The following is a 25,066-nucleotide window of genomic DNA, read 5'->3' as shown; positions in this document are numbered from 1 at the left end:
TCTCCTCTCAGGCCTCCAGGGCACGTGAGAGGTCGGCGAGGAGGTCGTCGGCGTCCTCCAGACCGACCGACAGGCGGACGACCTCGACCGGCACCGCCGCCGCCGTGCCGCGGACCGAGGCGTGGGTCATCGCGTCGGGATAGTTCACGAGCGACTCCACGCCGCCCAGCGACTCGGCGAGCTGGAAGACCCTGGTCGACTCCGCGAACCGCCGTGCGGCCTCACCGGAGGCGAGCGCGACCGACACGATCCCGCCGAACCCGCTCATCTGGCGGGCGGCGAGGTCGTGGCCGGGGTGATCGGGAAGGCCGGGGTAGTAGACCCGCGCGACCGCCGGGTGGCCGGACAGGAACTCCGCGACCGCGCGGGCGTTCTCGTCGTGCTGGCGCATCCGCACCGGCAAGGTCTTGATCCCGCGCGTGGTGAGCCACGCGTCGAACGGCCCCGAGATCGCTCCGACCGCGAACTGCAGGAAGCCGATCCGCTCCGCCAGCGCGTCGTCGGCCAGGACCACCGCGCCGCCGACGACGTCCGAGTGCCCGCCCAGGTACTTGGTGGTCGAGTGGACGACGATGTCGGCGCCGAGCGCCAGCGGACGCTGCAGCGCCGGGGTGGCGAAGGTGTTGTCCACGACGACGACGGCCCCGGCGCCATGGCCGAGCGCGGCCAGGCCCGCGATGTCGGAGATGCGCAGGAGCGGGTTGGACGGCGTCTCCACCCAGAGCACTCGCGGGGGCCGGGCGGCCACGGCCGCGCGCACGGCATCGAGGTCGCTCATGTCCACGACCTCGACGGTCACGCCCCAGGCCCCGAGCACGCGCGAGATGAGGCGGAAGGTCCCGCCGTAGACGTCGTTCCCCAGCAGCACGTGGTCGCCGGGGGCGAGCAGCGCGCGCAGGAGCGTGTCCTCCGCGGCGAGCCCCGAGGCGAACGAGAAGGCGTGCCGCCCGCCTTCCAGCGCCGCGAGCTGGGTCTGCAGCGCGTCGCGCGTGGGATTGCCGCTGCGACCGTACTCGTAGCCCTGCCGAAGCCCGCCGATCCCGTCCTGCAGGTAGGTGGTGGACAGGTGCAGGGGCGGGATCACCGCACCGGTGAGGCTTTCGGCCTCCTGCCCCGCGTGGATCGCCGCAGTGGCGACCTTCTCGCTCTCGATGCCCATCATCGGCCCCCTTCCGGTCGTGCCGGCACGGCGAATCCGTGTCCGGTCATCCATTCGTCGTCGTACACCTTGTCGAGGTATCCCCGCCCGTGGTCGGGGAGCAGGACGACCAGCACGTCGTCCTCCCCCAGCTGCTCCGCCTGCCGCAGGGCCGCGACCACGGCCATCCCGCTCGACCCGCCGACGAACAGACCCTCCTCCTGGGCGAGCCGCCGGGTCATGGCGAAGGCCTCGGCGTCGCTCACCGTCTCGTACGCGTCGACGACGCCGGGGTCGAAGGTCGCGGGGAGGAAGTCCTCGCCGACGCCCTCCAGCAGATAGCCGTGGACCGGACCGCCGGAGTAGATGGAGCCCACCGGGTCGGCGCCGATCACTCGCACCCTGCCCTCGCTCGCGTCCTTGAGGAACCGGCCGGTGCCGCTGATCGTGCCGCCCGTGCCGATCCCGGCGACGAAGTGCGTCACCCTGCCGTCGGTGTCCTGCCAGATCTCGGGGCCCGTCGTCTCGTAGTGCGCACGCGGGCCCTCGGCGTTGGCGAACTGGTTGGGGTTGAACGCGCCGGCGATCTCGCGGGACAGACGCGCGGCGACGCTGTAGTACGACTCCGGATGCTCGGGCGGGACCGCCGTCGGCGTGATCACGACCTCGGCCCCGTACGCGCGCAGGGCCGCGACCTTGGCGCCGTCGAACTTGTCCGGCACGACGAACACCATCCGGTAGCCGCGCTGGAGGGCGACGAGGGCAAGGCCCACGCCGGTGTTGCCGCTCGTCGCCTCGACGATCGTGCCGCCAGGACGGAGCCTCCCCTCGCGCTCGGCGGCGTCGACGATCGTGCGGGCGATGCGGTCCTTCGCCGAGCCGCCGGGATTGAAGTACTCGACCTTCGCGAGCACCGTGGCACGGAGGGACCCGGTCACCGCCGCGAGACGGACGAGAGGTGTGCGGCCGACGAGATCGGCCACGTGGCTGGCATAACGCACGGGAGTGTCCTGAGGATGGTCGCGCCGGGACGCGGGCTGTCGTGTGGTCGTCGAAGGAGCGCGGAAGCGCTCAGCGACAACAACGACAGGTCAGAGGCACAGGCCCACCGTAGCCGACGCGGGACGGCGCCGCCGGATGACGACCGTAACATTTCGACTCATGCCACGGAATGCTCCAGGCCGCGCACGCCACCGGCCAGGGGGACGGTCTCGCCCCCTGGCCGGTGCTCGATGACGTGTCAGAGCAGGTCAGACGTATGCAGCCGAGAAGGCTCCCTCGTGTGTTGTCGCCATGAGCGTTGCCCGCGTCATTCCTGCGGGAAGCGGGACGAGAGTCGGGGTGGCGTACGTGCCGGTTTGGCCGTTTCCGGCTTGTCCTTCGCCCCCGTTTCCGGCGAAGTAGACCTTTCCTGTCGCGGTGAGGAATCCGCTCCAATAGTAGTTCGACGAGGAGACGTCAATGATCTCGTCGTCGATTTTTACCGCCGCCCAAGAGTTGTTGACGCTATTGGTCGAGCCCGTCCCGAGAGGCTGCGGGTTATTGCCACCGGCAGCATAGACCTTTCCATTGCTCGACTTCACGAACGTGCGGTTGTATCCGCTCCAGATCTTCACCGGCGTGCCCTCGGGAAGCGCCTCCAGCGGAGTCGCCCACTCGTACTGCCTCCCGATCGTCAGACCGGGAAGAGCTCCGGACTCATTGAGACCAGAACCATAGATGGCGCCGTCGGCGCCCACGAAGACAGAGTGCCGCTCGTTCGTCGCGAGCATCGTGGCGATGAGGTCGTTGCCGTCCGCCGTCTTCACCGTCTTGTAGCCCGTGGTGTTCGTCGACTTATCGCCCGTGTTCGTCGACCCCCATCCGCCTTTACGGAACGCGTTCAATCCAGCCGCGTAAATCCTTCCGTCCTGCATGAGGAAGAAATTTATGTTGAACCCAGAGATCGAGACGTCCTTGATATCCAGCCCGCCGCCGGGGAGCGCCGTTCCAATGGGGACATAGGAGTAGTAGTAGTCGACGCCGTTGTTCCCAATCGCGAACATATCGTATTTCTCTCCGCCGGCATGATGCTCTCCTGTGCCATAGACCATGCCGTCCTTGAAAGCGATGGTCGTGCAGTCCTGACCCCCGACACCGAAGATACGATCCACGCCGACCAGAGGCGATCCGTCTTCCAGACGTGCGGGCTCGGGCCAGGGCTGGATCGGACGAGGCTTCTGCCCGTTGCCGAGCTGACCTTCATTTCCGTCTCCCGCAGACCATACGCTTCCATCGGACTTCAGGATTGTGAATGATGACCACGCGGAGACGAGTTGGACCGCCTTCCCGGTGTAAGTCGTCCGGTCCTTGTTCTTCCACGTGAGGAGGACGTGTGAGTCAGGGCCGTTGAAGCCTTGGATGATCTGGCCGTCGCCGTCCCGACCCCATGCATAAAGGGAGCCTGCTTCGGGACCGCTGATGGTGATGGTGATGGGGTTGGACGTGGCGCTGCGGCCGTCTGCTGTCGTGGCGGTGGCGACGACGGTGACTGCTCCGGCCTTGCCGGTGACGATGCCGGTGAGGTCGTGGACGCCGTCGGCGCCGGTGGTCCCGGTGACCGGACTGGTCCCACCGGGTTGGGTCTCCCCTCCGACGACGACGGTGCCTCCGTCAGTGCTGGTGAAGGCATAGGAGATGCTGGCGGCCACGACGTCCCCGGATGCGTCGGCGACGTGTGCGCGGATGGGCTGGGCAAGAGCGGTGCCGCTCTCGACGAGAGTGTTCAGGTTCGTGAGGGTGATGGCCAGGATGCCCGATGCCGCCGCATGGGGAACGGAGACCGCGACCGCGATCATGGGGACGCTCCATGCCGCTCCCTTCACGATCGTGCGACGGGAGATCTCCGCCGATCCCTGGCTCCGCGAAGCCTCGGAGACGGCCGGGGTCAAGTTCGTATCACTCACTGCTGCAATGCCTAACGTCGGGTCGAGCACACGCTCAGACGGGGAGATGTTCGAGGACCCCGATCGGGTTCGGGTCCAGTTCTGATATCTAAAATATCAGATTCTGGATGTCACACCTCGTACTCTGGTCTGACGTTCGTCTCGTACCCAGGTACGACCTGCCCCGACCAGCGCGCCGCGTCCGAGACCACCGCGGCGGGCTCGGAGAGGTCGATGCCCCTCTCGGGCACGCCGAGAGGGGCCGAGATGGCGCCGAGATGGCGGGGGCACGCATGACGTCGTTCGCGTTCTCCCTGGTCGTTCGTCAGGCTCTCCTGCACCTCGCGGGAGACCTCTTGAGAGACGGCACCCCGGGCAGAGAGCACGGCTCCTTCGTCCCTCTCCGCTCGGGATGCGCCTGCCATACGCGCAGGCGCTGCATCGGCTCCCCCGACGGGAGGCCGCGGGGCTGCTCAGACCTTCTCGACACGGATCAGCAGACGGCGCGGCGTGCGTGACGCTCGATCCCGGAAGGGTTCGCGACCGTGGGACGGAACGTTCCGTCGACAGGGCCGGTGGTCTGCGGAGGCAGGGGGGAGTCGATCATGGATCCTCACTCATCGGGGTCGCGTGGGCACCGACCGTCGAGGACACAGAGAGAGACCGGGGAGCATCGCTGAACGGGAGAGCATCGCTGACCGGCCTGGCGGCGAGGTCGCGCCTCGCTCGGGAGCAGGGGGCATCCGCGACGGTCGTTCGCATCCGATCGTGACACGGCCAGGCGCTCTCGCTCACATCGGCATGCGGAAAGTCCCGGGAGCCCTCCCCGTTTGTCCCCCGCCGGCGCAGCTCGTCGTCACGACCGCGCCCGGAGGCACGTGACGCGCGCCCGCAGAGACGCGCTCAGGCGCGGAGCAGGGCGTCCTCCAGGGCGACCCAGGCGAGCATCGCGCACTTCACGCGCGCCACGTAGCGCGAGACGCCGGAGAGCGCGGCCGCGTCGCCGTAGACCTCCTCGTCGAGCGCGATCGCGCCGCGGGAGCGCAGCGCCTCGCGGAACCCGGCGACGAGCTCGACGACCTCCCCGCGGGACCTCCCCGCGACGAGGTCCGTCAGCATCGAGGCGGAGGCCTGGGAGATCGAGCATCCCTCGCCCGCCCACGACACCTCGGCGATGCGATCGTCCTCGACCCGCACGCGGAGGGTGATCTCGTCGCCGCAGATGGGATTGCGCTGGTGCGCGTCGGCCGTCCCCGCGTCTCCCTCGGCGCCGCGGAGACCCTTGCCCTCCGGACGCTTCGAGTGGTCGAGGATCAGCTCCTGGTACAGCGACTCCAGTCCGCTCATGCGCCCGCTCCCCCTTCGCCCCCGGCCCCGGCCCCGAAGAACGCGCGCACGCCGGAGACCGCGTCGAGGAACCGGTCCACCTCGTCCTCGGTCGTGTACAGCGCCGCGGAGGCGCGGACCGACGCGGTCGCCCCCAGCCGGGCGTGCACGGGCTCCGCGCAATGATGACCCACGCGCACCGCGATGCCCCGCGCGTCGAGGAACTGTCCGACATCGTGCGCGTGCACGCCGTCGACGACGAACGACCAGAGCGCGACCCGCTCCGCCCCGGCAGCGTCGCCGAGGAGGCGGATGCCGTCGATCCCGCGCAGCCCCTCGTGCATCCGCCGTTCGAGCGCCCGCTCGTGCGCGTGGACCGCCGCCATCCCGACGCCGTCGAGGTAGCGGACGGCCGCAGCGAGCGCGATCGCCTGGGAGACCGGCTGCGTGCCGGCCTCGAACCGCTGCGGCGGCGGGAGGTAGCGGGTCTCGGCGAACGTGACGCTCTCGATCATCGACCCGCCGGTGAGGAACGGCGGCAGGGCCTCGAGGATCTCGGGGCGGCCGTACAGGCCCCCGACGCCATACGGCCCCTGCATCTTGTGGCCGGAGAAGACGGCGAGGTCCACCCCGAGCGCCGGCAGGTCGAGCGGCAGGTGCGGCGCGGACTGGCAGGCGTCGAGCACGGTGAGCGCGCCGGCCTCGCGAGCGAGCGATACGAGCTCGGCGACCGGGTTGACGATCCCCAGCACGTTCGAGACGTGCGTGAAGGCGACCACCCTGGTGCGCGGACCGATCACCTCGGCGGCGTGCTCCAGGTCGAGGGCGCCGTCGTCGCCGATCCGGATCACGCGCAGCACGGCGCCGGTGCGCGCGGCGAGCTCCTGCCAGGGGATGATGTTCGCGTGATGCTCGGCCTCGGTCACGACCAGCTCGTCGCCGGGCCGGAGGGCGAGGGCGGCGCTGGCCGGACCCCCGCGGCCCGCGGTCGCGTTGCCGATCCCGTAGGCGACGAGGTTGAGGCCCGCGGTGGCTCCGCTGGTCCAGACCAGGTTGTCCGCCCCCGCCCCGACGAAGGCCGCGACGGCCTCACGGGCGTCCTCGTAGAGCTCCGTCGCCTCGGCGGCGAGCGTGTGCGCGCCCCGATGCACGGCGGCGTTCTCCTGCTCCAGGAACACGCGTTCCGCGTCGAGCACCGCGCGCGGCCTCTGGCTCGTCGCCGCGGAGTCGAGGTACGCCAGGGGATGGCCGTTCACGCTCTGGGCGAGGATCGGGAAGTCGGCGCGGACGGCGGCGACGTCGAGGGCGGATGCGGTCGTGGTCACCCCTCAACGCTACGTCAGTCCCCGCCCTCCGGGTCCGTCTGCGCCCGGTCTGCTGCGGAGCAGGGAGAATCCCTCACCGGCGCCTTTGCTCCCGGCCCTGCCGGTGCTCCGGGACGCCGTGCTCGTTCGTCGTAGGCGACGAGGTTCCAGGCGATCGTGATCACGATAATCCATCGGATCCGCCGCCGGAGGGCGCCGACACGGAGGATCCACGAGCGCGACGAATCGGCCACCGCCGAGGCCGAGCCGGTTGAGCACGTCCATCACTCCGGCCCCGCCCGGTCCTCGGCACTGCATCCGCGCAGCGAAACAGGGCCGAACTCGTCCTCGGCGCGATGCAGGCCCCACCTCGCACAGAAGGGGCGGCCGCAGGAGAGAGGCGGCCCCCGGGGTCGGCAGACAGCGGGGAGAAAGGGAACGAGAGCGCCCCCCGATCAGGTTAGGCTTGCCTTGCCTCCCTCCCCGAGATCGCAGAGGAGTCCTATGTCATCGCCCGTCCTGCGCCGCACCGTGCGCGGAGCCGCCGTCACCGCCGCCCTCGCCGCGAGCGCCATCGTCCTCTCCGCCTGCGCCTCCGGTCCCGCCGCTCCCGCCGCCAGCACCGGCGCGTCCGAAGGCGCGTTCCCCGCGACGGTGGCGCACGTCTACGGCACGACCGAGATCCCGGCGCAGCCCGAGCGCGTCGCGACCGTCGGCTGGGGCAGCTTCGACGCCGCCATCGCGCTCGGGACGATCCCGGTGACCATCCCCACCTCGACCTTCGGGGACGCGGACGGCGACGGCTATCTGGAGTGGACGAAGGACGCGATCGCCGCCGACGGCGGAGAGCTCCCGGCACTCCACGACGAGACGGACGGCATCCCCTACGAGAAGATCTCGGACGCCTCGCCCGACCTGGTGCTCGGCACCAACTCCGGCCTCTCGCAGCAGGAGTACGACACCCTCGGCAAGATCGCCCCCACCGTGGCGTACCCCGAGACACCGTGGGGCACGCCCTGGCGTGAGTCGACGAGGATGGTCGGCGCCGCCCTCGGCAAGGCGTCCGAGGCCGACGCCCTGATCGCCGGCACCGAGAAGAAGATGGCCGACGCGATGGCGAAGCACCCCGCCGCGAAGGGCAAGACCGGCATGGTGATGTGGGTCGACGCCAAGGACCTCGGCAAGGTGCAGTACTACACCCCGCAGGACACCCGTGTGCAGTATCTGAACGACCTCGGCTTCGCCACCCCGTCCTCGATCGCCGAGCTGGCGAAGGGCGAGAAGAACTTCGTCTCCACGATCAACGCCGAGCAGGCCGACAGGCTCGATGCCGACGTCGCCGTGGTCTACGTGCAGGGCGGAGACCTGTCCACCCTCCAGAACGATCCGCTCCTCAGCCGCATCCCCGCGGTGCAGAAGGGCGCGGTCGTGCTCATGAACGATCAAGCGCTCCTCATGGCCATCTCCGCCCCCACGGTCCTCTCGATCCCGTGGGGCCTGGACGCCTACACGAAGGGTCTCGGCGAGGCGGCGGCCAAGGCCGGATGACCACGGCGGCCGCTCCGACGGGCTCCGCTCCGGGACAGACGCGCCGCCGCGCGCGTCTGTCCCCCGGGTGGACCGTCGCCGTGTGTCTCGGGGCCCTTGCCATGGCGATCCTGCTCTCGCTCGCCCTCGGCGCACGGGACGTGCCGCTCACGACGGTCTGGGCCGCCTTCGCCGACCCCGATCCCGGCAGCACCGACCAGGCGGCCGTGCTCTCCCGGGTTCCGACGACGGTCACGGGCCTCCTCGTCGGCGCCGCGCTCGGCATGGGCGGCGCGCTCATGCAGGGCATGGCACGCAACCCGCTCGCCGACCCTGGGCTCCTCGGCGTCAACGCGGGCGCCTCGCTCCTCGTCGTCCTCGGGATGTCGCTCTTCGGCTGGCAGGCGCCCCTCGCGATCATCTGGTGCGCGCTCGCCGGCGCCGCCGTCGCGGTGACCGTCGGCTACGGCGCTGCGGCGGCGAGCCCGGGCGGGGCGACTCCCGTGACCCTCGCCCTCGCGGGGGCGGCCGTGACCGCCATCGCCGTCGCGGTGATCTCGGGAGTCCTCATCGTCGACGAGTCGACGCTCGACAGCTTCCGGTTCTGGCAGCTGGGCTCGCTCACGGCGGCGTCGTTCGACGTGCTCGCACAGCTCGGCGGATTCCTCGCGGTCGGAGCGGTGCTCGCCCTCGTCTGCTCCGGCGCCCTCAACGCCCTCGCCCTCGGCGACGACGTGGCACGGGGCCTCGGCGTGAAGGTCGGGACGGCCCGCCTCGGTGCGGCCGCCGCGACCGTCCTCCTCTGCGGGACGGCGACGGCGCTGGCCGGTCCGATCGGGTTCGTCGGGCTCGCCGTCCCCCACGGGATCCGCTTCCTCGCCGGCGCGGACTATCGCTGGATCGTGCCGCTCTCGGCCGCCGCCGGCGCCGCGTTCCTGCTCGTGTGCGACGTGATCGGCCGCCTCCTCGCCCGCCCCGGCGTGATCGAGGTCGGCATCGTCACCGGAGTGATCGGCGCCCCGGTCTTCATCGCGCTCCTGCGCCGGCGCCGGACGGTCGGACTGTGAGCGCGCTCACGATCCGCCTCGGCGTGATCCGCCGGCGTCTGGTCCGCCGCGATGCGATGGTCCTCGGCGGGCTCACGGCGCTGGTGGTGGTGCTCCTCGGCGTCGGCCTCGTCTTCGGGTCCAAGGTCGTCCCCCTGCCCGACGTGCTCCGTGCCCTGTCGGGCCAGACCGTCCCCGGCGTGTCCTTCGCGGTCGTAGAGCTCCGTCTGCCGCGCATGGTCGGAGCGCTCCTCGCCGGCGCGGCGTTCGGTCTCGGCGGGATGCTGTTCCAGACCCTCCTCCGCAACGTCCTGGCCAGTCCCGACGTGATCGGCGTCGGGACGGGATCGAGCGCTGCCGCAGTCGCCGCGATCGGATTCGCCGGCGCGTCCGGGATCGCGGTCTCGGGTGCAGCGATCGCAGGCGGGCTGGGCAGTGCGCTCCTCATCTGGGTGCTCGCCTCCCGCCGCGGCCTGTCGGGGCTGCGGTTCGTCCTGGTGGGGATCGCGATCGCCGCGGCCCTGCAGGCGGTGATCGCGTACGTGCTCACCCGCACCGACGTGAAGGCCGCGCACGAGGCCGCGGTCTGGATGGCCGGCTCCCTCAGCCGCAGCCTCTGGGATCAGCTCGCCCTCATCGCCCCCGCCCTGGCGGTGCTCATCGCCGCCGGCCTCGCCGCAGCACGACGGCTTCCCGTCCTGCGCCTGGGCGACGACACCGCGACGATGCTCGGCGTACGCCCTCGGCGCTCCCGTCTCGCCCTGATCCTGTGCGCGGTGCTGCTGGTCTCGGTGGCGACCTCGCTCACCGGGCCGATCGCTTTCGTCGCCTTCCTCGCCGGACCGATCTCGCTGCGCCTGGTGCGGCGAGACGGCGCGCTGCCCGTCGCTGCCGCGCTCGTGGGGGCCACGACCGTGCTGGCGGCCGACGCGATCGGCCAGCACCTCTTCCCGGTCGTGCTGCCGGTCGGTGTGGTCACCGGCGCGGTCGGCGCGCCCTTCCTGCTGTGGCTCCTGATGAGAGGACGGACCAAGGCATGACGGATCAGGGCATGACGCATCTGGCGACCGGCGCCTCCGCCCACCGCCTGCAGGCGGTGGACCTGACGGTCGGCTACGACGGCGAGCCGGTGATCAGCGGACTGAGCCTCGAACTTCCGGCGAGCGGTGTGACGATGATCGTCGGGGGCAACGGCTGCGGCAAGTCGACGCTGCTCCGCGCACTGGCCCGCCTGCTCCGACCACGCGGCGGGGCCGTCCTTCTCGACGGCGAACCGATCGCGAAGCTCCCCACGAAGGAGGTGGCACGGATCGTCGGACTCCTCCCCCAGGCTCCTGTCGCGCCGGACGGCATCACCGTCGCCGACCTCGTCGACCGCGGACGCACCCCGCACCGATCCTGGCTGCGCGGACGCGGTCGCCACGACGACGAGGTGGTCGCGGACGCGCTCGAGGTGACCGCGATGGCCGAGCTCGCCGACCGCCCGATCGACGAGCTCTCCGGAGGACAGCGGCAACGCGCCTGGGTCGCGATGGCCCTGGCTCAGGAGCCCGACGTGCTGCTGCTGGACGAGCCGACGACGTACCTCGACCTGGCGCATCAGGTGGAGCTGCTGCACCTGCTCGTGCGGCTCTCCCGCGAGCGTGGCACCCAGGTCGTCGTCGTCATGCACGAGCTCAACCTCGCGACCCGCTACGCCGACCACCTGATCGCGATGCGGGACGGCCGGATCGTCGCCGACGGCGCGCCGAACGACGTGGTGACCGTCGGGCTGCTGCGCGAGGTGTTCGACCTGGAGGCCGTGGTGATGCCCGACCCCGTCGCCGGCACGCCCCTGATCGTCCCGGTCGATGTCCATCGCCCCGCCTGACGCACCTGCGACCCGGGGGTTTCCCTTAAGGACGCCCCCTTAGCCGGACCGCGCGTCGTCATGCCGCTGAAGTGCACTGGTCATCCTCTCGACCGTGGTGAACCCCGACGCGACCGCCACCTCCTCGGCGGAGGACTCCGCTCCCACGAAGTCCTTCAGGCGCAACGCGGTGGCCACTCGCCGCCGCTCGATCTCAATGCGCGGGCGCGTGCCCTCACGGGCGAAGAGACGGTGCAGATGGGGCACCGAGATCGCCAGGCGCTGGGCGAGCGAGGTGACGGTGAGCGAGGGGTCGCGATGATGCTCGTCGATGAGGCGCAACGCCGTCCGATACAGGCTCGGAGGCGCGCCGCCCTCAGCACCGTCGACCGCGCCGGCCTCCGCGACCGCGGCGAGGAGGGTGAAGCCGACGACATCGGCGAGGAAGGGATCTCCGTACCGGTCCGAGCTCTCGCCGGACGGCGCGAGGACGTTCGTGATCGTCGCGATCAGGTTCCAGGAGACCTCGTCGAAGGAGAGCCGGGCGCCCAGCGTCGACCGGAACCGCGGCTGGCCGAGCGCGGGATGGTCGACCTCCCAGACGAACCTCGCCCAGGGCCCCTCGTTCCGCGTCGACACCGGCACCTCCCCGGGGACGAGGAGGACGTCCCGGCCCCGCAGCGCCACCGCCGCCGTCGGCGTGGTGACCACCGCCTCGCCCTCGACGCCGATGAACGCCCGCCAGGTCCCGGCCGGGAGGACGGACGCCTCCAGGACCGCCCCCGTCGACCAGAGCCGGCTGATCCGCCAGTGCTCGCCACGGCGCGAGTCCAGCACGACCCGGGGCAGCGAGGTCGTCGTCAGGCGCCAGCCGGCAGCTTGGATGGCCTCCTCGTCGGCGAACTCCCCCTCGGCGGACACGACACGATGCGCAGTCATGGCTGGTGAGATCGACCCCCCGATCGTTACGTCACCCACCGGCCGACGGATCCGCGATCGCATCGTTCGTGGTGCGCAAAGCTCCCCCTTGCTCGGTCTGCTTCCCCTGGACGAGCACGATGCCCCTTCCCGGCCTCGCCCCGTCGAGACCGGGAGCGGCCACCGCAGAGGCGGCCGTGCTCGATTGTCCACGGGCGCGGCGAGCACGTGCACCGAGAGCCGGGGGATGGGAGAGGTTTCCCCGAGAACAGGAGAGTTTTCCGAGAGCGCTCCCGGCCTCGGCGGAAGCGGCACGACACGCGGACATGACCCTGGCCTAGCAGGCGCAGAACGCGACAGGACCGCGCGACCTCAGCCTGTGGAGATGTGGTATGGCGACCGCTCGGAAAAGCTCTCCTGTTCTCGGGGAAACCTCTCCCATCGCCGTCCTCACGATGCACGTGATCCATGCGTCCGCACAGAATCGTGCACGGCCGCCCCGAGGCGGCTCACCCGGTCTCGCCTCCGTCGAGGCGAGACCGGAAGAAACACACCCGTGCCGCTCCACGGACGGCAGAGCACAAGGGGGAGCCTTGGACAACACGAACAACCCGCCGGCCGATCCGTCGGCCGGCATCCGTCAGTATCAGCGCCGCACGATCGTCCGGACCGCCGCATGGTCCGTTCCGGTCGTCGCCGCAGCCGTCTCGACCCCGCTGGCTGCCGCGAGCACGGAGCCCTGGAACGTCGCGCTCCGCGGCGACTGCGTCCTCGACGCCGGCGGGACCGGGCACCTCGCCCCCGGCTTCCTCGTGCGCGCGGACAGCCCGTCCGTGCCCATCCCGCCCGTCCTCCCCGTCACCGAGACCGCCTCCGGGACCTGGAGCATGACCCTCCCCGCCCCGAGCCTGTTCACGGGCACCGTCGACCCGACGCTGCTGCCCGGCGCCGAGCTGGCGTTCGGCACGTTCTCCCTCGCCTACGCCTCTGCGATCGTGGGCGCCGTGCTCGTGCCGGCCGCCCTCGCCGTGCAAGGCCCGAAGGTCACCGGCGACTTCTGGGTCACCCCGTCGAACCTCGGCGACTACCTCTCGCCGCCCACCTTCACCCGCACATACTCGGGCACCGGGATCGACCAGACCGTCACGCTCACGTGCACGTGGGACATCCAGCGCGACCTCCTGCTCACCGGGCTCGTCCCCGGCGACAGCACCTTCTGGGGCTACTTCGGCGCGCTCGTGCCGCCGGACGTCACCGGCGTCCCCGGCTATGACGCGCTGAACCTGTTCATCCAGGGTCTCGGGACCATCCCGATCGCCGGCCCGATGATCGTCAGCGCCTGGGAGACGGCCGTCGGCTCGATAAGCCCCGCCCTGACCATGACCGCCGAGGGACAGTGGACCGACGCCCAGCCCGACCACGCCGGCCAGCTCAGCAACCTCTTCGCCTTCAACTGCTGACGCGACGGATCGGGGCCTCGGCGGCGTCCTCCGACGGCGCCGAGGCCCCGACCCCGTTCTCACGGGTCACCCGGCCTTCAGGCCGCCCGGCTCCGCCTGCTCCGCCGCCGCCAGCCCGCGGAGCTTCTCGAGCGTCGCGGGGGTGAACCTCCGCACCGCGTCGGCGCCGTCCGTGCCACCGCTGCGGGCGATCGCACAGACGGTGGTCAGCCCCACTCCGGCGGAGGAGGCGATCCGCCGGAGCGACCACCCCGCCTCCTGGAGGCTCACGAGCACCTCGCGCACCCCCTGGTCGGGCTCGACCAGCACCCGCGGACGGGCGCCGGCGTCGTACGACCGCTCGCGCTTGTACGCCCGCCGCGCCTCGGCGCAGGTCGTCCCCGTCCTCTGATTGGGGCAGCGCGACTCGTCCTGACAGCCGGAGAGATAGCCACGGTTGGTCCCGTGCTCGATCGGCTTCCCGTTGCCCTCGATCCGCCGTCGCTTGTACTCGCGTACGTACTCCCTGCGAGCCTGGCGGCAGGTGACCCGCCCCAGCCGCCAGTGCGGGCATCCGCGATCGGTCGTACAGCCGCGGCGATAGCCCCAGGTGGTGCCGTGCACCTCCTTCGGCTCGACGATCACCGGCTCCGCCACGCGCACGGGCTCGCTGCGACGCACCGGCGCGGCGGCCCGTTGCGGGGCCGGCGCGGGCTTGCGGCGCGGGATCGGCTGGTTGGTCGGAAGACCGGCCAGCCGCCAGTCGCTGCGCCGGGCGATCGCCGCCTCCGCGCAGCTGAGGTACCCGTCGTCGGGACCGTAGGCGCAGCCGCCCCGCGATCGACATCCGTTCTCGTAGCCCTGCACGCTTCCGTGGACCAGGCCTTCGCGCAGCGATGGGCCGGTGACGGGCGGTAGTGAGACAATGCTCATTTTCACTCCTTCCCGCACGGAGGATCGGCACGCCCCCCGCGCGGAGTTCCGGTACGCGCAGCGACCGCGACGAAGGGATCCTCTCCGGGGTCCGCTCTGAGCCCGTGCGCACACGATCAGCGTCGCCGGGCTCCCGTCTCAGCCGTCTGCGCGGCCTGCCTACGGATCAGCCTCGGCGCTGATCCCGGTCAAGACGCGACGCGCGGACGCCGCTCTCTCCGACGGTGGTCGTCGCGGCGGAAAGCGCTCTCACGATCCGCCGGCTCTCGTTCATGTCCCCCATGGACATCCCCCTGTCCTTCTACCCGCCCCCGAGCGGGTATCGGCGCCCCCGCGCCGCGTCCTCAGCCTAGCTCAGGTGTCGTCTCGGAGGTCGTCCGGTGACGGATTCAGCCAAGGGGCAGAACTCGTCACCCGGCCCTCCGGCGCGCGACTACGGGAAACCCCGGGACGCCTCGGGACGGAAACGACAGAAAACCTCGGCAAAACAGCAAGAATCTGTCGTTGGCACCGCTCCCGTTCTCACGGAGTCGTTAACCGGTGGTTAACTCATATCGTGCGCGTCTTCGACGCCGCGGGAAAGACGACGGGAGCACAGCTGCCGGACACGGGGAGACGGGGAACGGCCGGGGGCCGCTCCCCGCCTCAGGGGCCTCGACCGCGCACTCGCGGGGAACAGCCACAGGATCCCGGCCAGAGACCGGCCGGGCGGGGAAGAAGCTCGACGGGGGAACGTTCGACATCATGCACGTCACACCTTTGCCGTCTGCGGTCGCGCCGCAGGACGCAAGACGTCATCCCTACCGCACGATCGGCTGGGATCGGGCAGAAGGGCCCGGGGACGCGCTCGGAGACGAAGGGGTCATCGAGGCCGCCTCGGACTCCTCCCGGGTCGTCGCGCGCGTCGAGGGGACAGGTGGCCAGGAGCCGCTGCACCTGCGCAGCCTTGCCCTGGGAACAGGGCGATGCCGCGCCCTCGTCCCCCGACGAGGGACGCTCGAGGCCCACATGGCATCCGGCACTCATCGGCTGCCGGCGGGATCGATCCTGATCGTGGACGGAGACATCCCGATCGACCTCCAGGCATCGGGGGACGCCGCCTGGATCGAGTGGCAGCTGCCCTCCCCGTCCTTCCCGCCGGGGACGCCCCCTGCACTGCCCTTCGCGCTGGCCGACGGGATGTCCCAGCTCATCGCCTCGCTGACGGCGTCACTGATCGAGAAGCCCCCGGAGAACGATGGGCAGGGCGCCCCGTTCCTCACCCGGGCCCTGTCGCACGTGCTCATCTCGGCGGTCGCCGACGAGCCGGGCGCTTCGAGCCTGCCGTAGGTCGCACCACGCGTCACGGCCGGGAGCTTTCGCGTCGGGGCCCGCCGCATTTCGCCGTCGACGCCGGGAAAGTCCCCCGACCCGGCGCAGATTGTCCCCGCTCCGTCTTCTTCGTCGCCGTTCCGCGGTGTCGCGCTCATAGTGTTCTGTCTCGCCAGGCCCGTCCGGTCCTGGCGAGACAGAACCGAGCCGAAGAGGACACCGCCGATGAGCGACGGGCGCGGGGACACCCCCATCCACGACGTCACCCCCCACCACGACCCCGCACCGCAGCCGGGGCAGATCCGGCGGAGGACGATCGTCAAGGGCGCGGCGTGGTCCGTCCCGGTGATCGCCGCCGCCGTGGCGGTCCCCTCCGCCGCCGCGTCGGTCGTGGGGACGATCAGAGTCGTCTCCGCCCCCTCCTCCACCCTCGCCTGCCGGCCGACGACGACGGCGTACACCTTCAGGGTGACCGACGAGCTGCCGACGACCGTGAGGTTCGTCTTCGCGGACGGATGGGGAGGACGCTGGGCGCCGGGCGCCCCCACCGCTTACCCGACCGACGCCAACGGGATCGTGACCATCCCCGCGGGCGACATCATCGCAGGCACCCTCACCTCCGCCATGTACGCCGAGACGGCCGGGGGCGCGAGAGGCGGCAGCGCCCTCGTCGTGCGGCGGACGGGGACCCTGCGGTTCGGCACCGGGCCGGCGAACATGCCGGCGGCCAGCAACCGGGACTTCGTCCGCCTGTTCGCGACGGACTCCGGCGGCGTCGCGGTCAAGGGCGACGGGGAGATCTGGCGTTCCAAGGCCAGCGACCTGCCGTGGGTCAAGATCGGCGACGGCGCCGACGTCGGGACCGACAACGCCGGTTTCGCGAACTTCGGCGGCAATCCCGACGCGGTCTGGATCAAAGGCGGGGTGCTGATGTGGGGCACCGGCCTCACCAACATGCCGGCAGCCAGCAACAGCGACTTCGTCCGTGTCTACACCTCCGCGAGCTTGGCGATCGGGATCCGCTCCAACGGCGAGATCTGGCGCTCTGACGGGGCGGGGATGCCCTGGGTCAAGGTCGGCGACGGCGCCTCCACCGATCACAGCACGGCGGCCGCCACCGGCTTCGGCTCTCCCGACCCTGTCTGGATCAAGGACGGCGTGCTACAGCGGGGATCGGGGCCGGCGAACCTTCCGGCCGCCAGCAACAGCGGCTTCATCAAGGTCTACGGCAGCGACCATGGGGCCGTGGCGATCAGGGCGAACCGCGAGATCTGGCGCTCCGACGACGCCGCGCTGCCCTGGGTCAAGATCGGCGACAGCGCCTCCAACGCACCGGACGCCGCCGGCTACGCGAACTACGGCCCCACGCCCGACGCCGTCTGGATCCAGGGACCGGCTGGCTCGCTGCAGTGGGGGACGGGGCCGGCGGACATGCCAGCTGAGAGCAACAACGGCTTCAGCTACCTCTACACCTCCGACAACGGCGCCGTGGCGGTGCGGCAGAACGGCGAGATCTGGCGTTCCAAGGCCACCGAGCTGCCCTGGATCAAGATCGGCGACGGCGCCTTTCCCGAGGCCAGCTCCGCCGGATACGAGAACTTCGGCGGCGGCGACGCCATCTGGATCCAGAACACGACGTCCTGCGACTAGGCCGTCGCGGGACGTCCGGCGGGCTCACGGCGATCTGTCGTCGAACCCCCATCGGACGGTGAGCTGCCCCGGGCCGAAGCCACGACGCAGGAGGTGGACCGAGGAGCCGACGAGCGGCAGGCTCGCCGTCGACGTGCCCTCGGGCGTCGCGACGCTCTCCTCGACCCAGGAAGGGAGACGACGCGGGTCGAAGCGCACCCAGATCAAGGCCTCGCGGACCCTGGCCCAGCTCTCGTAGCCCACGGTGAAGGACGGGTGCGCCGCCGGCGGAAAGATCGTCTCGATCTCGAGCATGAGCGTCTCCGGCGAGGTGAGCGGATCCTCCAGGTCGATGATCACGACGTGTGCCCTCCCCTCCTCGTCCGAGAGGGAGGCGCCGAGGGTTCCCCCTGCGACGACGCGGAACTCCGGCCCCTCCGTGGAGGGCTCGGCCAGCACCTCCGCATAGGGGATCGACGTCACCGTCCCGGCGACGCACTGCACCAGGGCACGCGTGGACTGACGCCGGAGCCGTCCGTCCGCGCCCACGTCGATCGCCATGCTCACCGTGAGCTCGCGAACCGGGACCTGCTCGTCGAAGCCCAGTGCTGCGCGGAGTGCCATGACCTTTCTGCCGGCCTCCCTGTCGGCGTAAGGAAGGACCGGCCTGCCGACCGCCCCGGGGCGACGCGACGCTCGCCGCCGGGCGAGCAGGGCGCCCTGATCCAGCCCGAGGATGCGTTCGATGTCGGCCACCGCATCGAGGGACCGCAGGCCCTCGGGATGACGGATCCCCCGCCGCCAGTAGCTCAGGGTCGTCAACGAGACCGGGTTGCCGTGGGCCGCGAGCCGGTCCCTCAGGCCCACGAGCGTCATCCCCCGCGCCGCGAGCGCCGCCGCGAAGGCAGGGGCGAACCCCGCCGCGTCGGGTTCCCGTCCGTCGTGGTCGCGGCTCTCACCGTCCGTCTTCACACTGCCTGCTCCCCCGTATGTGAAATCGGTCAGATTAGCCTAGCCATCAGGCGGCCTGCCTCGGGACCATCGGGGGATGTCCCAGCACCCGGGTCGTTCTCTGCCCGTGCTCACGGGCGGCGTCAGGATCGGTCCGGCCTCTGGAGGGAGCGCCGGACCGATCCTCTTTCCTCTCCGCGCCTTCTCCGCGCACAGGACGCCTCCGCGAACGTTGTCGCCCCTGCGTTCCCGCGCCCGCCGCCGCGTCTCCTCACCGCCTTCGCCCAGCGGCGCCGCCCTTCGGTATTAAGTGTTGCTATGTACCGGTACTTAGTGTTACCGTCTACTGGTAGTCAGCGTCACAGAGTAGAAGGAGGTGCCGGATGGGCAACCAGATGACCGAGATGCTCAAGGGCACTCTCGAAGGCATCGTCCTCGCGATCCTCGCGGGGCGACCGGCCTATGGATACGAGATCACCGCACGGCTGCGGGACCAGGGCTTCACCGACATCGCCGAGGGCACCGTGTACGCGCTCCTCGTGCGCATCGAGCAGCGCGGTCTCGTCGACGTCGAGAAGGTCCCCTCCGAGAAGGGACCGCCACGCAAGGTCTACTCCCTCAACGCGCAGGGGAAGGACCAGCTCGAGGAGTTCTGGAAGACGTGGAGCTTCCTCTCCGAACGCATCGAGCATCTGCACCACACCGAACAAGACCAGCAGGGAAGAGAGAACTGACCATGGCCGCGAAATGGATCGAGATCATCACCGGACCCCTGGAGCAGAAGAAGCAGTACCGTCAGGCGAAGGCTCGGATGGAGGCTCTTCCGGAGCCCTACCGCATCGCCGCCGAAGCGGTGAACCGCTACCTCATGTACAACGGCGGGCACACCGACGGCGACACGATCGTGCAGATGTTCATGGACCTCGTGGACCTGTGGGAGCGCGCCGCGACCGACGGGACCCTCGTCGCCGACATCGTCGGCGACGACCCCGTGGAGTTCGCCGAGGCCTTCGCCGAGGCCTACGGCGGCAAGCGGTGGATCGACAAGGAGCGCACTCGCCTGACCACGGCGATCGACGACGCGAAGCGCAAGGAGGGACGATGAGCACCGCCACCGCCACCGGCCCGGCCATCCGGGTCCGCGGCATCACCAAGTCGTACAAGGACCTGCAGGTGCTGCGCGGCGTCGACTTCGACGTCGCGCCGGGCAGCATCTTCGCCCTGCTCGGCTCCAACGGCGCCGGCAAGACCACTCTCGTGCGCATCCTCTCGACCCTGCTCAAGGCCGACGGCGGCTCCGCCCGCGTCGGAGGGTTCGACGTCGCGACCGCGGCGGACGACGTGCGCGCGGCGATCAGCCTCACCGGGCAGTTCGCCGCGGTGGACGAGATGCTCAGCGGGCGCGAGAACCTCGTGCTCGTCGCCCGGCTCCGCCACCTGCGCAACCCCGGCGCCGTCGCCGACGAGATGCTCGCCCGCTTCTCTCTCACCGAGGCCGGCGGCCGCAAGGCCTCCACCTACTCGGGCGGGATGCGCCGTCGGCTCGACATCGCGATGAGCCTCGTCGGCAACCCGCCGGTGATCTTCCTGGACGAGCCGACGACCGGTCTCGACCCGCAGGCGCGGATCGAGGTCTGGCAGACCGTGCGCGGACTCGCGCAGGGCGGCACCACGGTGCTGCTCACCACGCAGTATCTGGACGAGGCCGAGCAGCTCGCCGACCGGATCGCGATCCTGCACAAGGGCACGATCATCCAGAACGGCACCCTCGCCGAGCTCAAGAAGCTCCTCCCCCAGGCCACGGTCGAGTACGTCGAGAAGCAGCCGACGCTCGAAGAGGTCTTCCTCGCCCTCGTCGGCGAGGACGCGGACGAGGGCGACACCGCGACCGGCGCGAGCGCCGCCGCAGGAAAGGAACTCCGATGACCTCGCATGTCCTCCGCGACACCGGTGTGCTCACCGGCCGGTCGCTGCGTCACATCCTCCGCAGCCCCGACACGATCATCACGACCGCGGTCACCCCGATCGCCCTGATGCTCCTGTTCGTCTTCGTCCTCGGCGGGGCGATCAGGACCGGCATGGAAGGGTCCTACATCGACTACATGCTGCCGGGAATCCTCCTGATCACGATCGCCTCCGGCATCGCCTACACGTCCTACCGGCTCTTCCTCGATCTGCAGGGCGGCATCTTCGAGCGGTTCCAGTCGATGCCGATCGCGCGGTCGAGCGTGCTGTGGGCGCACGTGCTCACCTCGCTCGTGGCGAACCTCGTCTCGATCGCGCTCGTCACCGGCGTGGCCCTGCTGCTCGGGTTCCGGACCGGGGCGTCGTTCGGCGCGTGGCTCGCCGTGGCCGGGATCCTGGTCCTGTTCACCCTCGCCCTCACCTGGGTCGCGGTGATCGCCGGGCTCTCCGCCAAGAGCGTCGACGGCGCGAGCGCGTTCAGCTACCCGCTGATCTTCCTGCCGTTCATCAGCTCGGCGTTCGTCCCCACCGACTCGATGCCGGGTCCGGTGGCCTGGTTCGCCGAGAACCAGCCGGTCACCTCGATCGTGAACACCATCCGGTCGCTGTTCGCGCAGCAGCCGGTCGGCACCGACATCTGGGTGGCCCTCGCCTGGTGCGGCGGCATCCTCGTCGTCGCCTACGCGGCGGCGATCGCGATCTACCGCACGAAGATCCGCTGACCCCTCGTCCCCCAGGCTTCCGCGGCTCGGATCGTCCGAGCCGCGGAAGCCTTCTCTGTGCGAGCCGACGCGCCTCCTCTTCTCACCCCGCGTCGTCGACGTGCACGAGGGTGACGATCGCTCTCGCCACCGTCGCGTCGGGGACCGCCGCGCGGATCGCGGCATGCGCACGACGCACGGTCTCCGCCGCCGCATGATCGGCATCCACGCCGATCGCCGCCTCCACCTCAACGGTGTCGCCGGCCGTGCGGACCACGACACGCGACGCCGGCTCCTCCTTCCCGCCGATCATCTGCGTCCCGGCCTCGACGAGGATCGAGAGCGTCCCCGCGACCGGAAAGAGCGCGGCCACGCCCGGCGTGGCGAGGAGAGCCGCCTCGATCGCGGCCGCCCGTTCTTTCGCCTGCGTCCCGTTCATCGGCCCTCCTGTGTCCCTTCCACGACGATCCGCACGTCATGCACGACGACGTCGATCGCCGTGACCACGAGCTCGGTGTGCCTCTCCAGCGCCGCTCCGACCGCGGCACGCAGCCGGTCCGCGACCGTGGCGATCGGCTCGCCGTACGGCACGCTGGCCTCGATCTCGACCCGGACCGGCGCACCGGGCGCGGTGACGTCCCCGTCGAGCCGGCATCGCCCGATCAACGTTCCAGGGACCGCCGCCTCCGCCGCACGGACGAGACCGCGCACGGCCCCCTCGGTCATCGCCACGTCGTCCGGCTCGGCGACCACGACCGGGATACGCCGGCCCGCACGCGAATCGAGGGCGATGTTCGCCACGACCTGACGCACCCACCCCTCGTCCACCGGCGGCTCGGCCAGGATCTCCTCGTCCAGGAGCGCAGGGCCGAGATCGTGGAGACGGGCGAGCGAGTCGAGCGCGATCCGGCACCCCGGAGACTCCTCGATCGACGGATCGACCGGCACCCTGCCCGCGTCGAGGTAGTCGATGAGCTCGTCCATCGTGTGGCCGTCGAGGTCCGCCGGGTCGAATCCCTGGACCGTGGCGCGCGCGTCGTCGTTCATCGCCATCCCTCCATCCGCGTGATGATGTACTTCCTGGCACGGGCCAACAGGCCTCTTACCGTGCTCATCGGGACCCCCAGGTCCTCGGCGATCTCCTCATAGGAGGAGCCGCCGATCTCCCGGAGCACCCAGCACTCGCGCTGGTCGGCCGGCAGCTCCCCCAGCGCCGCGGCCAGAGCGGTCAGTTCCGCACGCCTCTCGACGGCGCGCGCCGGCGACTCCCCGACAGCGGCGAGCGCCTGGGCGGGAACGGCGTCGAGGTCGAGGTGCCCCCGGTCAGCGCGCAGCTCGCTGATCGCCCGCCGGCTTACGATCCGCATCAGCCAGCCGCGCACCTTCTCCGGCTGCTCCAGCTCGGGAAGCTTCTGCCACGCCGCGACGAACGCGTCCTGCACGATGTCGTCGATCGACGCCGACGATCCCATGATCCTGCGCGCATAGGCCCGCAGCATCGGCGCGTAGCGTCGCACGAGGACGGCGAAGGCCTGGGCGTCGCCGTCGGCGGCGCGCCCGACGACCGTGCGATCGTCGGCCTGCGCCAGTGGCGTCCCGTCCCCCGGATCCGTCATCCGTCCTCCCTTCCCTTCGACCCCTCCGAGGCGCCTGCGATGGGGCCCCTCGCGCGTCGAGGTCGTGGCGCGCGCCTACTTCCTGAAGATCGCCCTGGCCTTGTCCGCGGCGCCCTCGGCGACGTCCTTGGCCTTGTCGGCCACGCCCTCCGCCACGTCCTTGACCTTGTCGGCCACGCCCTCCGCCACGTCCTTGACCTTCTCGGTCACGTCCTCGGCCTTGTCCTGTGCGCTCATCGCACCTCTCCCTCTCTCTTCTTTCCTTCTGTTTCTCAACGCACCCGTGACGCGGAACGGAGCCTCTCGACCCCGCTCCGATCCGCGAGATGCAGGAGGACCGGCGTCCGCGTCCCCGCGAGCGCACGCCAGTCCTCGATCGCCTCTTCCGCGACCACGATGATCTCGGAGAGCGCCGCCCCCGATCGAGGCACCACCACCAGACGAACGGCAGGGACCCCGCGGACGCGGAAGGCCTGCGCGGTCGACGAGAGGACGTCGGCGCGCTCTCGCAACGACGCCGTGAGCACCGCCGCCGCCACCGAGGAGTCCACGGTCGTGGTTCCGCCGCTCGTCTCATCGCGGACGAGCTCGCCCGTGCGTCCGCCGCCCCGGGTGAGGAGGAAGAAGACCAGCAGCAGCGCGATCACCGCGCCGACGGCGAGCGCGAGAACCGCCGGCCCCGACAGTCCGCCGAGACGGGGAAGGATGTCTCCCCACCCGTCGACCGTCGTCTGCGCCTGTCGGAGCAGATCGTCCCGCACCCTCCTCCCCTCCTGGGCGGCAGGCAGGGGGAGGACCACCAGAAGAGCGGCCGCGGCGACGACGAGCAGACCGAGACCGACGACGAACAGCAGGATCCGGTTGACGACACGGTTCGTGGCGTTCACGAGAGCACCCCCTGCGGCAGGATCGTCACGGTCTGCGGCACGGAGAAGCCGAGCCCGGAGATCACGGAGGACGCCGCCTCCCTCGCGCCATTCTCGTCAACCGCCAGGCCGCTGATCGGACGGATGCGCACCTCGGCCCTGCGCCGGGTCATCGTCACCACGACCTGCCGGCGTGCGAGCCCGCACCGGACGGCCACGGCCGCGGCGACCGCGTCGGCGAGCACGCCGTCGTCGACGAGAAGCGCCGCCTGCTCGGTCGTGCGGCCGCGGCGAGCGCGCCGCCCCGGTGAGAGCCCGAGCAGGATGAGGACGACCCCGGTCAGAGCGGCGACCGCCACCGTCGCCGCGAGCGCGACCGGGTCGCGGAGCACGGCGCCCAGCACAGCGCCCGTGCGCTCCGCGACCTCCCTCCCTCCGACGTCGACACTGGCCCAGATCGTCAGCCCCCCGGCAACGATCACAGCCAGCAGCAGCACGACGGCCATCGCGACGGCGGGCATGGTGCGCGACGCGTGCGTCTCCCGACGCAGCACACGCCGATACACGTTCCCCTCGCTGGTCATCAGATCACCCTCCGTCTCTCCCGCTGCACACCGGCGTATCGGACGTCCACGACGGCGACTCGTCGCCCGGCCAGCCGGTCCATGCCCCCGATCAGCGCGTCGCGGATCCCCTCCCCCTGCCGGGACAGCGGCGTCGATGCCCGTGCGGTCAGGACGACCGGCAGCGAGACGGTGGCGCGCAAGGCGCCGCGGTCGTCGCTCAGCCGCACCGAGACCTGGGCAGGCCGCACGCCCGCCGTGTCCGCGACCAGTCGCGCAGCGAGGCGATGCAACGCCGCCGAGGTGACGACCGTCCGCCCGTGGAGCGCGGACGTCGGCTCTGGGAGGGCGTTCATGACGAGCTGCGGCGCCCTCGGAGCGCATCCGCCAGGGCGCGCACGTCGATCCGCCCGCCGAGGATCCTGGCGGCGCCGGCGCCGGCCAACATCGCGAGCCCGACGAACAAGAACGCCCAGAATCCGAAGGCGACCCAGGTGAGGGCGAGGAGCGCCCCGACCCCGGCGCCGATCAGCGTGGCGTTCACCGGACCCGCGCCTCCTCCTGGCCGTCGCTGTCGTCGCCGGGGATGTGGACGTCGTTGACGGTCACGTTGACCTCCGTGACCTCCATGCCGACCAGGCGCTCCATGGCGCCGTAGACCGCGGTCCGGACCTCGTCGGCCAGGGCCTGCAGAGAGACCGGGTACTCGGCGACGATCGTGACGTCGACGGCGACCTGCTTCTCACCGACCTCGACGCTGATGCCCTGCGAGAGGTCGGTCGAGTTCAGCGCGTCGCGGATGGCGCCGACCATGCGGGCTGCGCCTCCGCCGAGAGCGTGGACGCCACGCACCTCACGAGCGGCGATGCCTGCGATCTTCGCGACCACGCCGTCGTCGATCGTGGTCTTGCCGGTCCTGCCCACCGTCTGCGCCTTGTTCTGCGTCACTGCGTTGTCGTTTGCCATGGTGTTCCTCCTCCAAGTCTGTCCGCTCGCGAGCGGGCCGTCGAACCGACGACACTCTTAAGACGCGCGAACCGGCGAAACGTCACAAAATACC

Annotated in this window: 29 protein-coding genes; 11 read left to right on the top strand and 18 right to left on the bottom strand. The window is 70.9% G+C overall.

All coding sequences use genetic code 11. The features are described 5' to 3' along the window. Positions 1 to 7: 7 nt before the first annotated feature. From ACP15J_RS10385 to ACP15J_RS10360, 6 genes are all read right to left on the bottom strand, one after another. Positions 8 to 1,159, bottom strand: coding sequence for a cystathionine gamma-synthase (locus ACP15J_RS10385; RefSeq protein WP_424980931.1), 1,152 nt, complete (start codon positions 1,157 to 1,159; stop codon positions 8 to 10). Next, the gene (locus ACP15J_RS10380; RefSeq protein ID WP_424936915.1) at positions 1,159 to 2,139 is read right to left on the bottom strand and encodes a PLP-dependent cysteine synthase family protein; all 981 of its coding nucleotides are present in this window, start codon (positions 2,137 to 2,139) and stop codon (positions 1,159 to 1,161) included. Before ACP15J_RS10380 ends, ACP15J_RS10385 begins: the two co-directional genes overlap by 1 nt. A 249-nt stretch (positions 2,140 to 2,388) precedes the next feature. Then, positions 2,389 to 4,083: an RCC1 domain-containing protein gene (locus ACP15J_RS10375; RefSeq protein ID WP_424936914.1), complete on the bottom strand. Its 1,695-nt coding sequence runs from the start codon at positions 4,081 to 4,083 to the stop codon at positions 2,389 to 2,391. Between the two features lie 110 nt (positions 4,084 to 4,193). After that, on the bottom strand, positions 4,194 to 4,448 hold the full coding sequence (locus ACP15J_RS10370) for a hypothetical protein (RefSeq protein WP_424936913.1): 255 nt from the start codon (positions 4,446 to 4,448) through the stop codon (positions 4,194 to 4,196). Positions 4,449 to 4,965: 517 nt separating this feature from the next. Continuing rightward, positions 4,966 to 5,409, bottom strand: a complete 444-nt coding sequence (gene sufU, locus ACP15J_RS10365) for a Fe-S cluster assembly sulfur transfer protein SufU (protein WP_424936912.1) — start codon at positions 5,407 to 5,409, stop codon at positions 4,966 to 4,968. Continuing rightward, positions 5,406 to 6,713: an aminotransferase class V-fold PLP-dependent enzyme gene (locus ACP15J_RS10360; protein ID WP_424936911.1), complete on the bottom strand. Its 1,308-nt coding sequence runs from the start codon at positions 6,711 to 6,713 to the stop codon at positions 5,406 to 5,408. The genes sufU and ACP15J_RS10360 overlap by 4 nt, the downstream gene beginning before the upstream one ends. 483 nt (positions 6,714 to 7,196) lie before the next feature. Between ACP15J_RS10360 and ACP15J_RS10355 the strand changes: the two genes are divergently transcribed. The 4 genes from ACP15J_RS10355 to ACP15J_RS10340 all read left to right on the top strand — a co-directional run bounded on the left by ACP15J_RS10355 (position 7,197) and on the right by ACP15J_RS10340 (position 11,135). Further along, the gene (locus ACP15J_RS10355; protein ID WP_424936910.1) at positions 7,197 to 8,240 is read left to right on the top strand and encodes an iron-siderophore ABC transporter substrate-binding protein; all 1,044 of its coding nucleotides are present in this window, start codon (positions 7,197 to 7,199) and stop codon (positions 8,238 to 8,240) included. Positions 8,241 to 8,341: 101 nt separating this feature from the next. Then, entirely contained in the window at positions 8,342 to 9,286 is a 945-nt protein-coding gene (locus tag ACP15J_RS10350) for a FecCD family ABC transporter permease (protein ID WP_424936909.1), read from the top strand. After that, positions 9,283 to 10,305, top strand: coding sequence for a FecCD family ABC transporter permease (locus ACP15J_RS10345; protein WP_424936908.1), 1,023 nt, complete (start codon positions 9,283 to 9,285; stop codon positions 10,303 to 10,305). Before ACP15J_RS10350 ends, ACP15J_RS10345 begins: the two co-directional genes overlap by 4 nt. Positions 10,306 to 10,316: 11 nt before the next feature. Further along, the gene (locus ACP15J_RS10340; protein ID WP_424936907.1) at positions 10,317 to 11,135 is read left to right on the top strand and encodes an ABC transporter ATP-binding protein; all 819 of its coding nucleotides are present in this window, start codon (positions 10,317 to 10,319) and stop codon (positions 11,133 to 11,135) included. 39 nt (positions 11,136 to 11,174) lie between these two features. Here the strand turns inward: ACP15J_RS10340 and ACP15J_RS10335 are convergent, their stop codons facing one another. Next, positions 11,175 to 12,053 carry a hypothetical protein gene (locus ACP15J_RS10335; protein ID WP_424936906.1) on the bottom strand — a complete coding sequence of 293 codons (879 nt, stop codon included), beginning with the start codon at positions 12,051 to 12,053 and terminating at the stop codon, positions 11,175 to 11,177. A gap of 572 nt (positions 12,054 to 12,625) precedes the next feature. Between ACP15J_RS10335 and ACP15J_RS10330 the strand changes: the two genes are divergently transcribed. Next, positions 12,626 to 13,492 (top strand): hypothetical protein, encoded by an 867-nt coding sequence (locus ACP15J_RS10330; RefSeq protein WP_424936905.1) that lies wholly within the window; start codon positions 12,626 to 12,628, stop codon positions 13,490 to 13,492. A 66-nt stretch (positions 13,493 to 13,558) separates the two neighbouring features. Here ACP15J_RS10330 and ACP15J_RS10325 read toward each other — a convergent pair whose 3' ends face one another. After that, positions 13,559 to 14,404: a hypothetical protein gene (locus ACP15J_RS10325; RefSeq protein WP_424936904.1), complete on the bottom strand. Its 846-nt coding sequence runs from the start codon at positions 14,402 to 14,404 to the stop codon at positions 13,559 to 13,561. Between the two features lie 744 nt (positions 14,405 to 15,148). Between ACP15J_RS10325 and ACP15J_RS10320 the strand changes: the two genes are divergently transcribed. Both ACP15J_RS10320 and ACP15J_RS10315 read left to right on the top strand, forming a co-directional pair. Beyond that, positions 15,149 to 15,733, top strand: coding sequence for a hypothetical protein (locus tag ACP15J_RS10320; RefSeq protein ID WP_424936903.1), 585 nt, complete (start codon positions 15,149 to 15,151; stop codon positions 15,731 to 15,733). A 207-nt stretch (positions 15,734 to 15,940) separates the two neighbouring features. Further along, entirely contained in the window at positions 15,941 to 17,365 is a 1,425-nt protein-coding gene (locus ACP15J_RS10315) for a hypothetical protein (RefSeq protein ID WP_424936902.1), read from the top strand. Between the two features lie 24 nt (positions 17,366 to 17,389). Here ACP15J_RS10315 and ACP15J_RS10310 read toward each other — a convergent pair whose 3' ends face one another. Next, positions 17,390 to 18,316 carry a hypothetical protein gene (locus tag ACP15J_RS10310; RefSeq protein WP_424936901.1) on the bottom strand — a complete coding sequence of 309 codons (927 nt, stop codon included), beginning with the start codon at positions 18,314 to 18,316 and terminating at the stop codon, positions 17,390 to 17,392. A 362-nt stretch (positions 18,317 to 18,678) separates the two neighbouring features. On the opposite strand from ACP15J_RS10310, the gene ACP15J_RS10305 reads away from it, so the two are divergent. Genes ACP15J_RS10305 through ACP15J_RS10290 form a run of 4 tightly spaced genes read left to right on the top strand, consistent with a single transcriptional unit; the run spans position 18,679 to position 20,982 of the window. Beyond that, positions 18,679 to 19,029, top strand: a complete 351-nt coding sequence (locus ACP15J_RS10305) for a PadR family transcriptional regulator (protein WP_424936900.1) — start codon at positions 18,679 to 18,681, stop codon at positions 19,027 to 19,029. Between the two features lie 2 nt (positions 19,030 to 19,031). Further along, on the top strand, positions 19,032 to 19,400 hold the full coding sequence (locus ACP15J_RS10300; protein WP_424936899.1) for a DUF1048 domain-containing protein: 369 nt from the start codon (positions 19,032 to 19,034) through the stop codon (positions 19,398 to 19,400). Continuing rightward, complete coding sequence (locus tag ACP15J_RS10295; protein ID WP_424936898.1) at positions 19,397 to 20,221, top strand: ABC transporter ATP-binding protein; 825 nt, start codon at positions 19,397 to 19,399, stop codon at positions 20,219 to 20,221. The genes ACP15J_RS10300 and ACP15J_RS10295 overlap by 4 nt, the downstream gene beginning before the upstream one ends. Continuing rightward, positions 20,218 to 20,982, top strand: a complete 765-nt coding sequence (locus ACP15J_RS10290; protein ID WP_424936897.1) for an ABC transporter permease — start codon at positions 20,218 to 20,220, stop codon at positions 20,980 to 20,982. The genes ACP15J_RS10295 and ACP15J_RS10290 overlap by 4 nt, the downstream gene beginning before the upstream one ends. An 82-nt stretch (positions 20,983 to 21,064) precedes the next feature. On the opposite strand, the gene ACP15J_RS10285 is transcribed toward ACP15J_RS10290, so the two are convergent. The 9 genes from ACP15J_RS10285 to ACP15J_RS10245 all read right to left on the bottom strand — a co-directional run bounded on the left by ACP15J_RS10285 (position 21,065) and on the right by ACP15J_RS10245 (position 24,972). Then, positions 21,065 to 21,400: a hypothetical protein gene (locus ACP15J_RS10285; protein WP_424936896.1), complete on the bottom strand. Its 336-nt coding sequence runs from the start codon at positions 21,398 to 21,400 to the stop codon at positions 21,065 to 21,067. Beyond that, complete coding sequence (locus tag ACP15J_RS10280) at positions 21,397 to 22,014, bottom strand: Asp23/Gls24 family envelope stress response protein (RefSeq protein WP_424936895.1); 618 nt, start codon at positions 22,012 to 22,014, stop codon at positions 21,397 to 21,399. The genes ACP15J_RS10285 and ACP15J_RS10280 overlap by 4 nt, the downstream gene beginning before the upstream one ends. Beyond that, a complete protein-coding gene (locus tag ACP15J_RS10275; protein ID WP_424936894.1) occupies positions 22,005 to 22,577 on the bottom strand; it encodes an RNA polymerase sigma factor in 573 nt (190 codons plus the stop codon). Before ACP15J_RS10275 ends, ACP15J_RS10280 begins: the two co-directional genes overlap by 10 nt. A 75-nt stretch (positions 22,578 to 22,652) precedes the next feature. Continuing rightward, positions 22,653 to 22,814 (bottom strand): hypothetical protein, encoded by a 162-nt coding sequence (locus tag ACP15J_RS10270; RefSeq protein WP_424936893.1) that lies wholly within the window; start codon positions 22,812 to 22,814, stop codon positions 22,653 to 22,655. 35 nt (positions 22,815 to 22,849) lie between these two features. After that, a complete protein-coding gene (locus tag ACP15J_RS10265; RefSeq protein WP_424936892.1) occupies positions 22,850 to 23,464 on the bottom strand; it encodes a hypothetical protein in 615 nt (204 codons plus the stop codon). Continuing rightward, complete coding sequence (locus tag ACP15J_RS10260; protein WP_424936891.1) at positions 23,461 to 24,027, bottom strand: hypothetical protein; 567 nt, start codon at positions 24,025 to 24,027, stop codon at positions 23,461 to 23,463. Before ACP15J_RS10260 ends, ACP15J_RS10265 begins: the two co-directional genes overlap by 4 nt. Then, positions 24,027 to 24,362 (bottom strand): hypothetical protein, encoded by a 336-nt coding sequence (locus tag ACP15J_RS10255; protein WP_424936890.1) that lies wholly within the window; start codon positions 24,360 to 24,362, stop codon positions 24,027 to 24,029. Before ACP15J_RS10255 ends, ACP15J_RS10260 begins: the two co-directional genes overlap by 1 nt. Further along, positions 24,359 to 24,550, bottom strand: coding sequence for a hypothetical protein (locus ACP15J_RS10250; protein ID WP_424936889.1), 192 nt, complete (start codon positions 24,548 to 24,550; stop codon positions 24,359 to 24,361). The genes ACP15J_RS10255 and ACP15J_RS10250 overlap by 4 nt, the downstream gene beginning before the upstream one ends. After that, complete coding sequence (locus tag ACP15J_RS10245) at positions 24,547 to 24,972, bottom strand: Asp23/Gls24 family envelope stress response protein (RefSeq protein WP_424936888.1); 426 nt, start codon at positions 24,970 to 24,972, stop codon at positions 24,547 to 24,549. Before ACP15J_RS10245 ends, ACP15J_RS10250 begins: the two co-directional genes overlap by 4 nt. Positions 24,973 to 25,066: the final 94 nt, after the last annotated feature.

The organism is Microbacterium sp. S308A+ (assembly GCF_049800815.1).
In the GTDB taxonomy this organism is placed as follows: Bacteria; Actinomycetota; Actinomycetes; order Actinomycetales; family Microbacteriaceae; genus Microbacterium.
This window is presented reverse-complemented; position numbering and strand designations above follow the sequence as displayed.

What these genes read in the sequence shown, in the direction of transcription:
- ACP15J_RS10385 (WP_424980931.1), bottom strand. Translation starts at nt 1,159, where the DNA reads ATGGGCATCGAGAGCGAGAAGGTCGCCACTGCGGCGATCCACGCGGGG.
- sufU (WP_424936912.1), bottom strand. Translation starts at nt 5,409, where the DNA reads ATGAGCGGACTGGAGTCGCTGTACCAGGAGCTGATCCTCGACCACTCG.
- ACP15J_RS10355 (WP_424936910.1), top strand. Translation starts at nt 7,197, where the DNA reads ATGTCATCGCCCGTCCTGCGCCGCACCGTGCGCGGAGCCGCCGTCACC.
- ACP15J_RS10350 (WP_424936909.1), top strand. Translation starts at nt 8,342, where the DNA reads ATGGCGATCCTGCTCTCGCTCGCCCTCGGCGCACGGGACGTGCCGCTC.
- ACP15J_RS10340 (WP_424936907.1), top strand. Translation starts at nt 10,317, where the DNA reads ATGACGCATCTGGCGACCGGCGCCTCCGCCCACCGCCTGCAGGCGGTG.
- ACP15J_RS10335 (WP_424936906.1), bottom strand. Translation starts at nt 12,053, where the DNA reads ATGACTGCGCATCGTGTCGTGTCCGCCGAGGGGGAGTTCGCCGACGAG.
- ACP15J_RS10325 (WP_424936904.1), bottom strand. Translation starts at nt 14,404, where the DNA reads ATGAGCATTGTCTCACTACCGCCCGTCACCGGCCCATCGCTGCGCGAA.
- ACP15J_RS10320 (WP_424936903.1), top strand. Translation starts at nt 15,149, where the DNA reads ATGCACGTCACACCTTTGCCGTCTGCGGTCGCGCCGCAGGACGCAAGA.
- ACP15J_RS10315 (WP_424936902.1), top strand. Translation starts at nt 15,941, where the DNA reads ATGAGCGACGGGCGCGGGGACACCCCCATCCACGACGTCACCCCCCAC.
- ACP15J_RS10305 (WP_424936900.1), top strand. Translation starts at nt 18,679, where the DNA reads ATGGGCAACCAGATGACCGAGATGCTCAAGGGCACTCTCGAAGGCATC.
- ACP15J_RS10300 (WP_424936899.1), top strand. Translation starts at nt 19,032, where the DNA reads ATGGCCGCGAAATGGATCGAGATCATCACCGGACCCCTGGAGCAGAAG.
- ACP15J_RS10295 (WP_424936898.1), top strand. Translation starts at nt 19,397, where the DNA reads ATGAGCACCGCCACCGCCACCGGCCCGGCCATCCGGGTCCGCGGCATC.
- ACP15J_RS10290 (WP_424936897.1), top strand. Translation starts at nt 20,218, where the DNA reads ATGACCTCGCATGTCCTCCGCGACACCGGTGTGCTCACCGGCCGGTCG.
- ACP15J_RS10285 (WP_424936896.1), bottom strand. Translation starts at nt 21,400, where the DNA reads ATGAACGGGACGCAGGCGAAAGAACGGGCGGCCGCGATCGAGGCGGCT.
- ACP15J_RS10280 (WP_424936895.1), bottom strand. Translation starts at nt 22,014, where the DNA reads ATGGCGATGAACGACGACGCGCGCGCCACGGTCCAGGGATTCGACCCG.
- ACP15J_RS10275 (WP_424936894.1), bottom strand. Translation starts at nt 22,577, where the DNA reads ATGACGGATCCGGGGGACGGGACGCCACTGGCGCAGGCCGACGATCGC.
- ACP15J_RS10270 (WP_424936893.1), bottom strand. Translation starts at nt 22,814, where the DNA reads ATGAGCGCACAGGACAAGGCCGAGGACGTGACCGAGAAGGTCAAGGAC.
- ACP15J_RS10260 (WP_424936891.1), bottom strand. Translation starts at nt 24,027, where the DNA reads ATGACCAGCGAGGGGAACGTGTATCGGCGTGTGCTGCGTCGGGAGACG.
- ACP15J_RS10255 (WP_424936890.1), bottom strand. Translation starts at nt 24,362, where the DNA reads ATGAACGCCCTCCCAGAGCCGACGTCCGCGCTCCACGGGCGGACGGTC.
- ACP15J_RS10245 (WP_424936888.1), bottom strand. Translation starts at nt 24,972, where the DNA reads ATGGCAAACGACAACGCAGTGACGCAGAACAAGGCGCAGACGGTGGGC.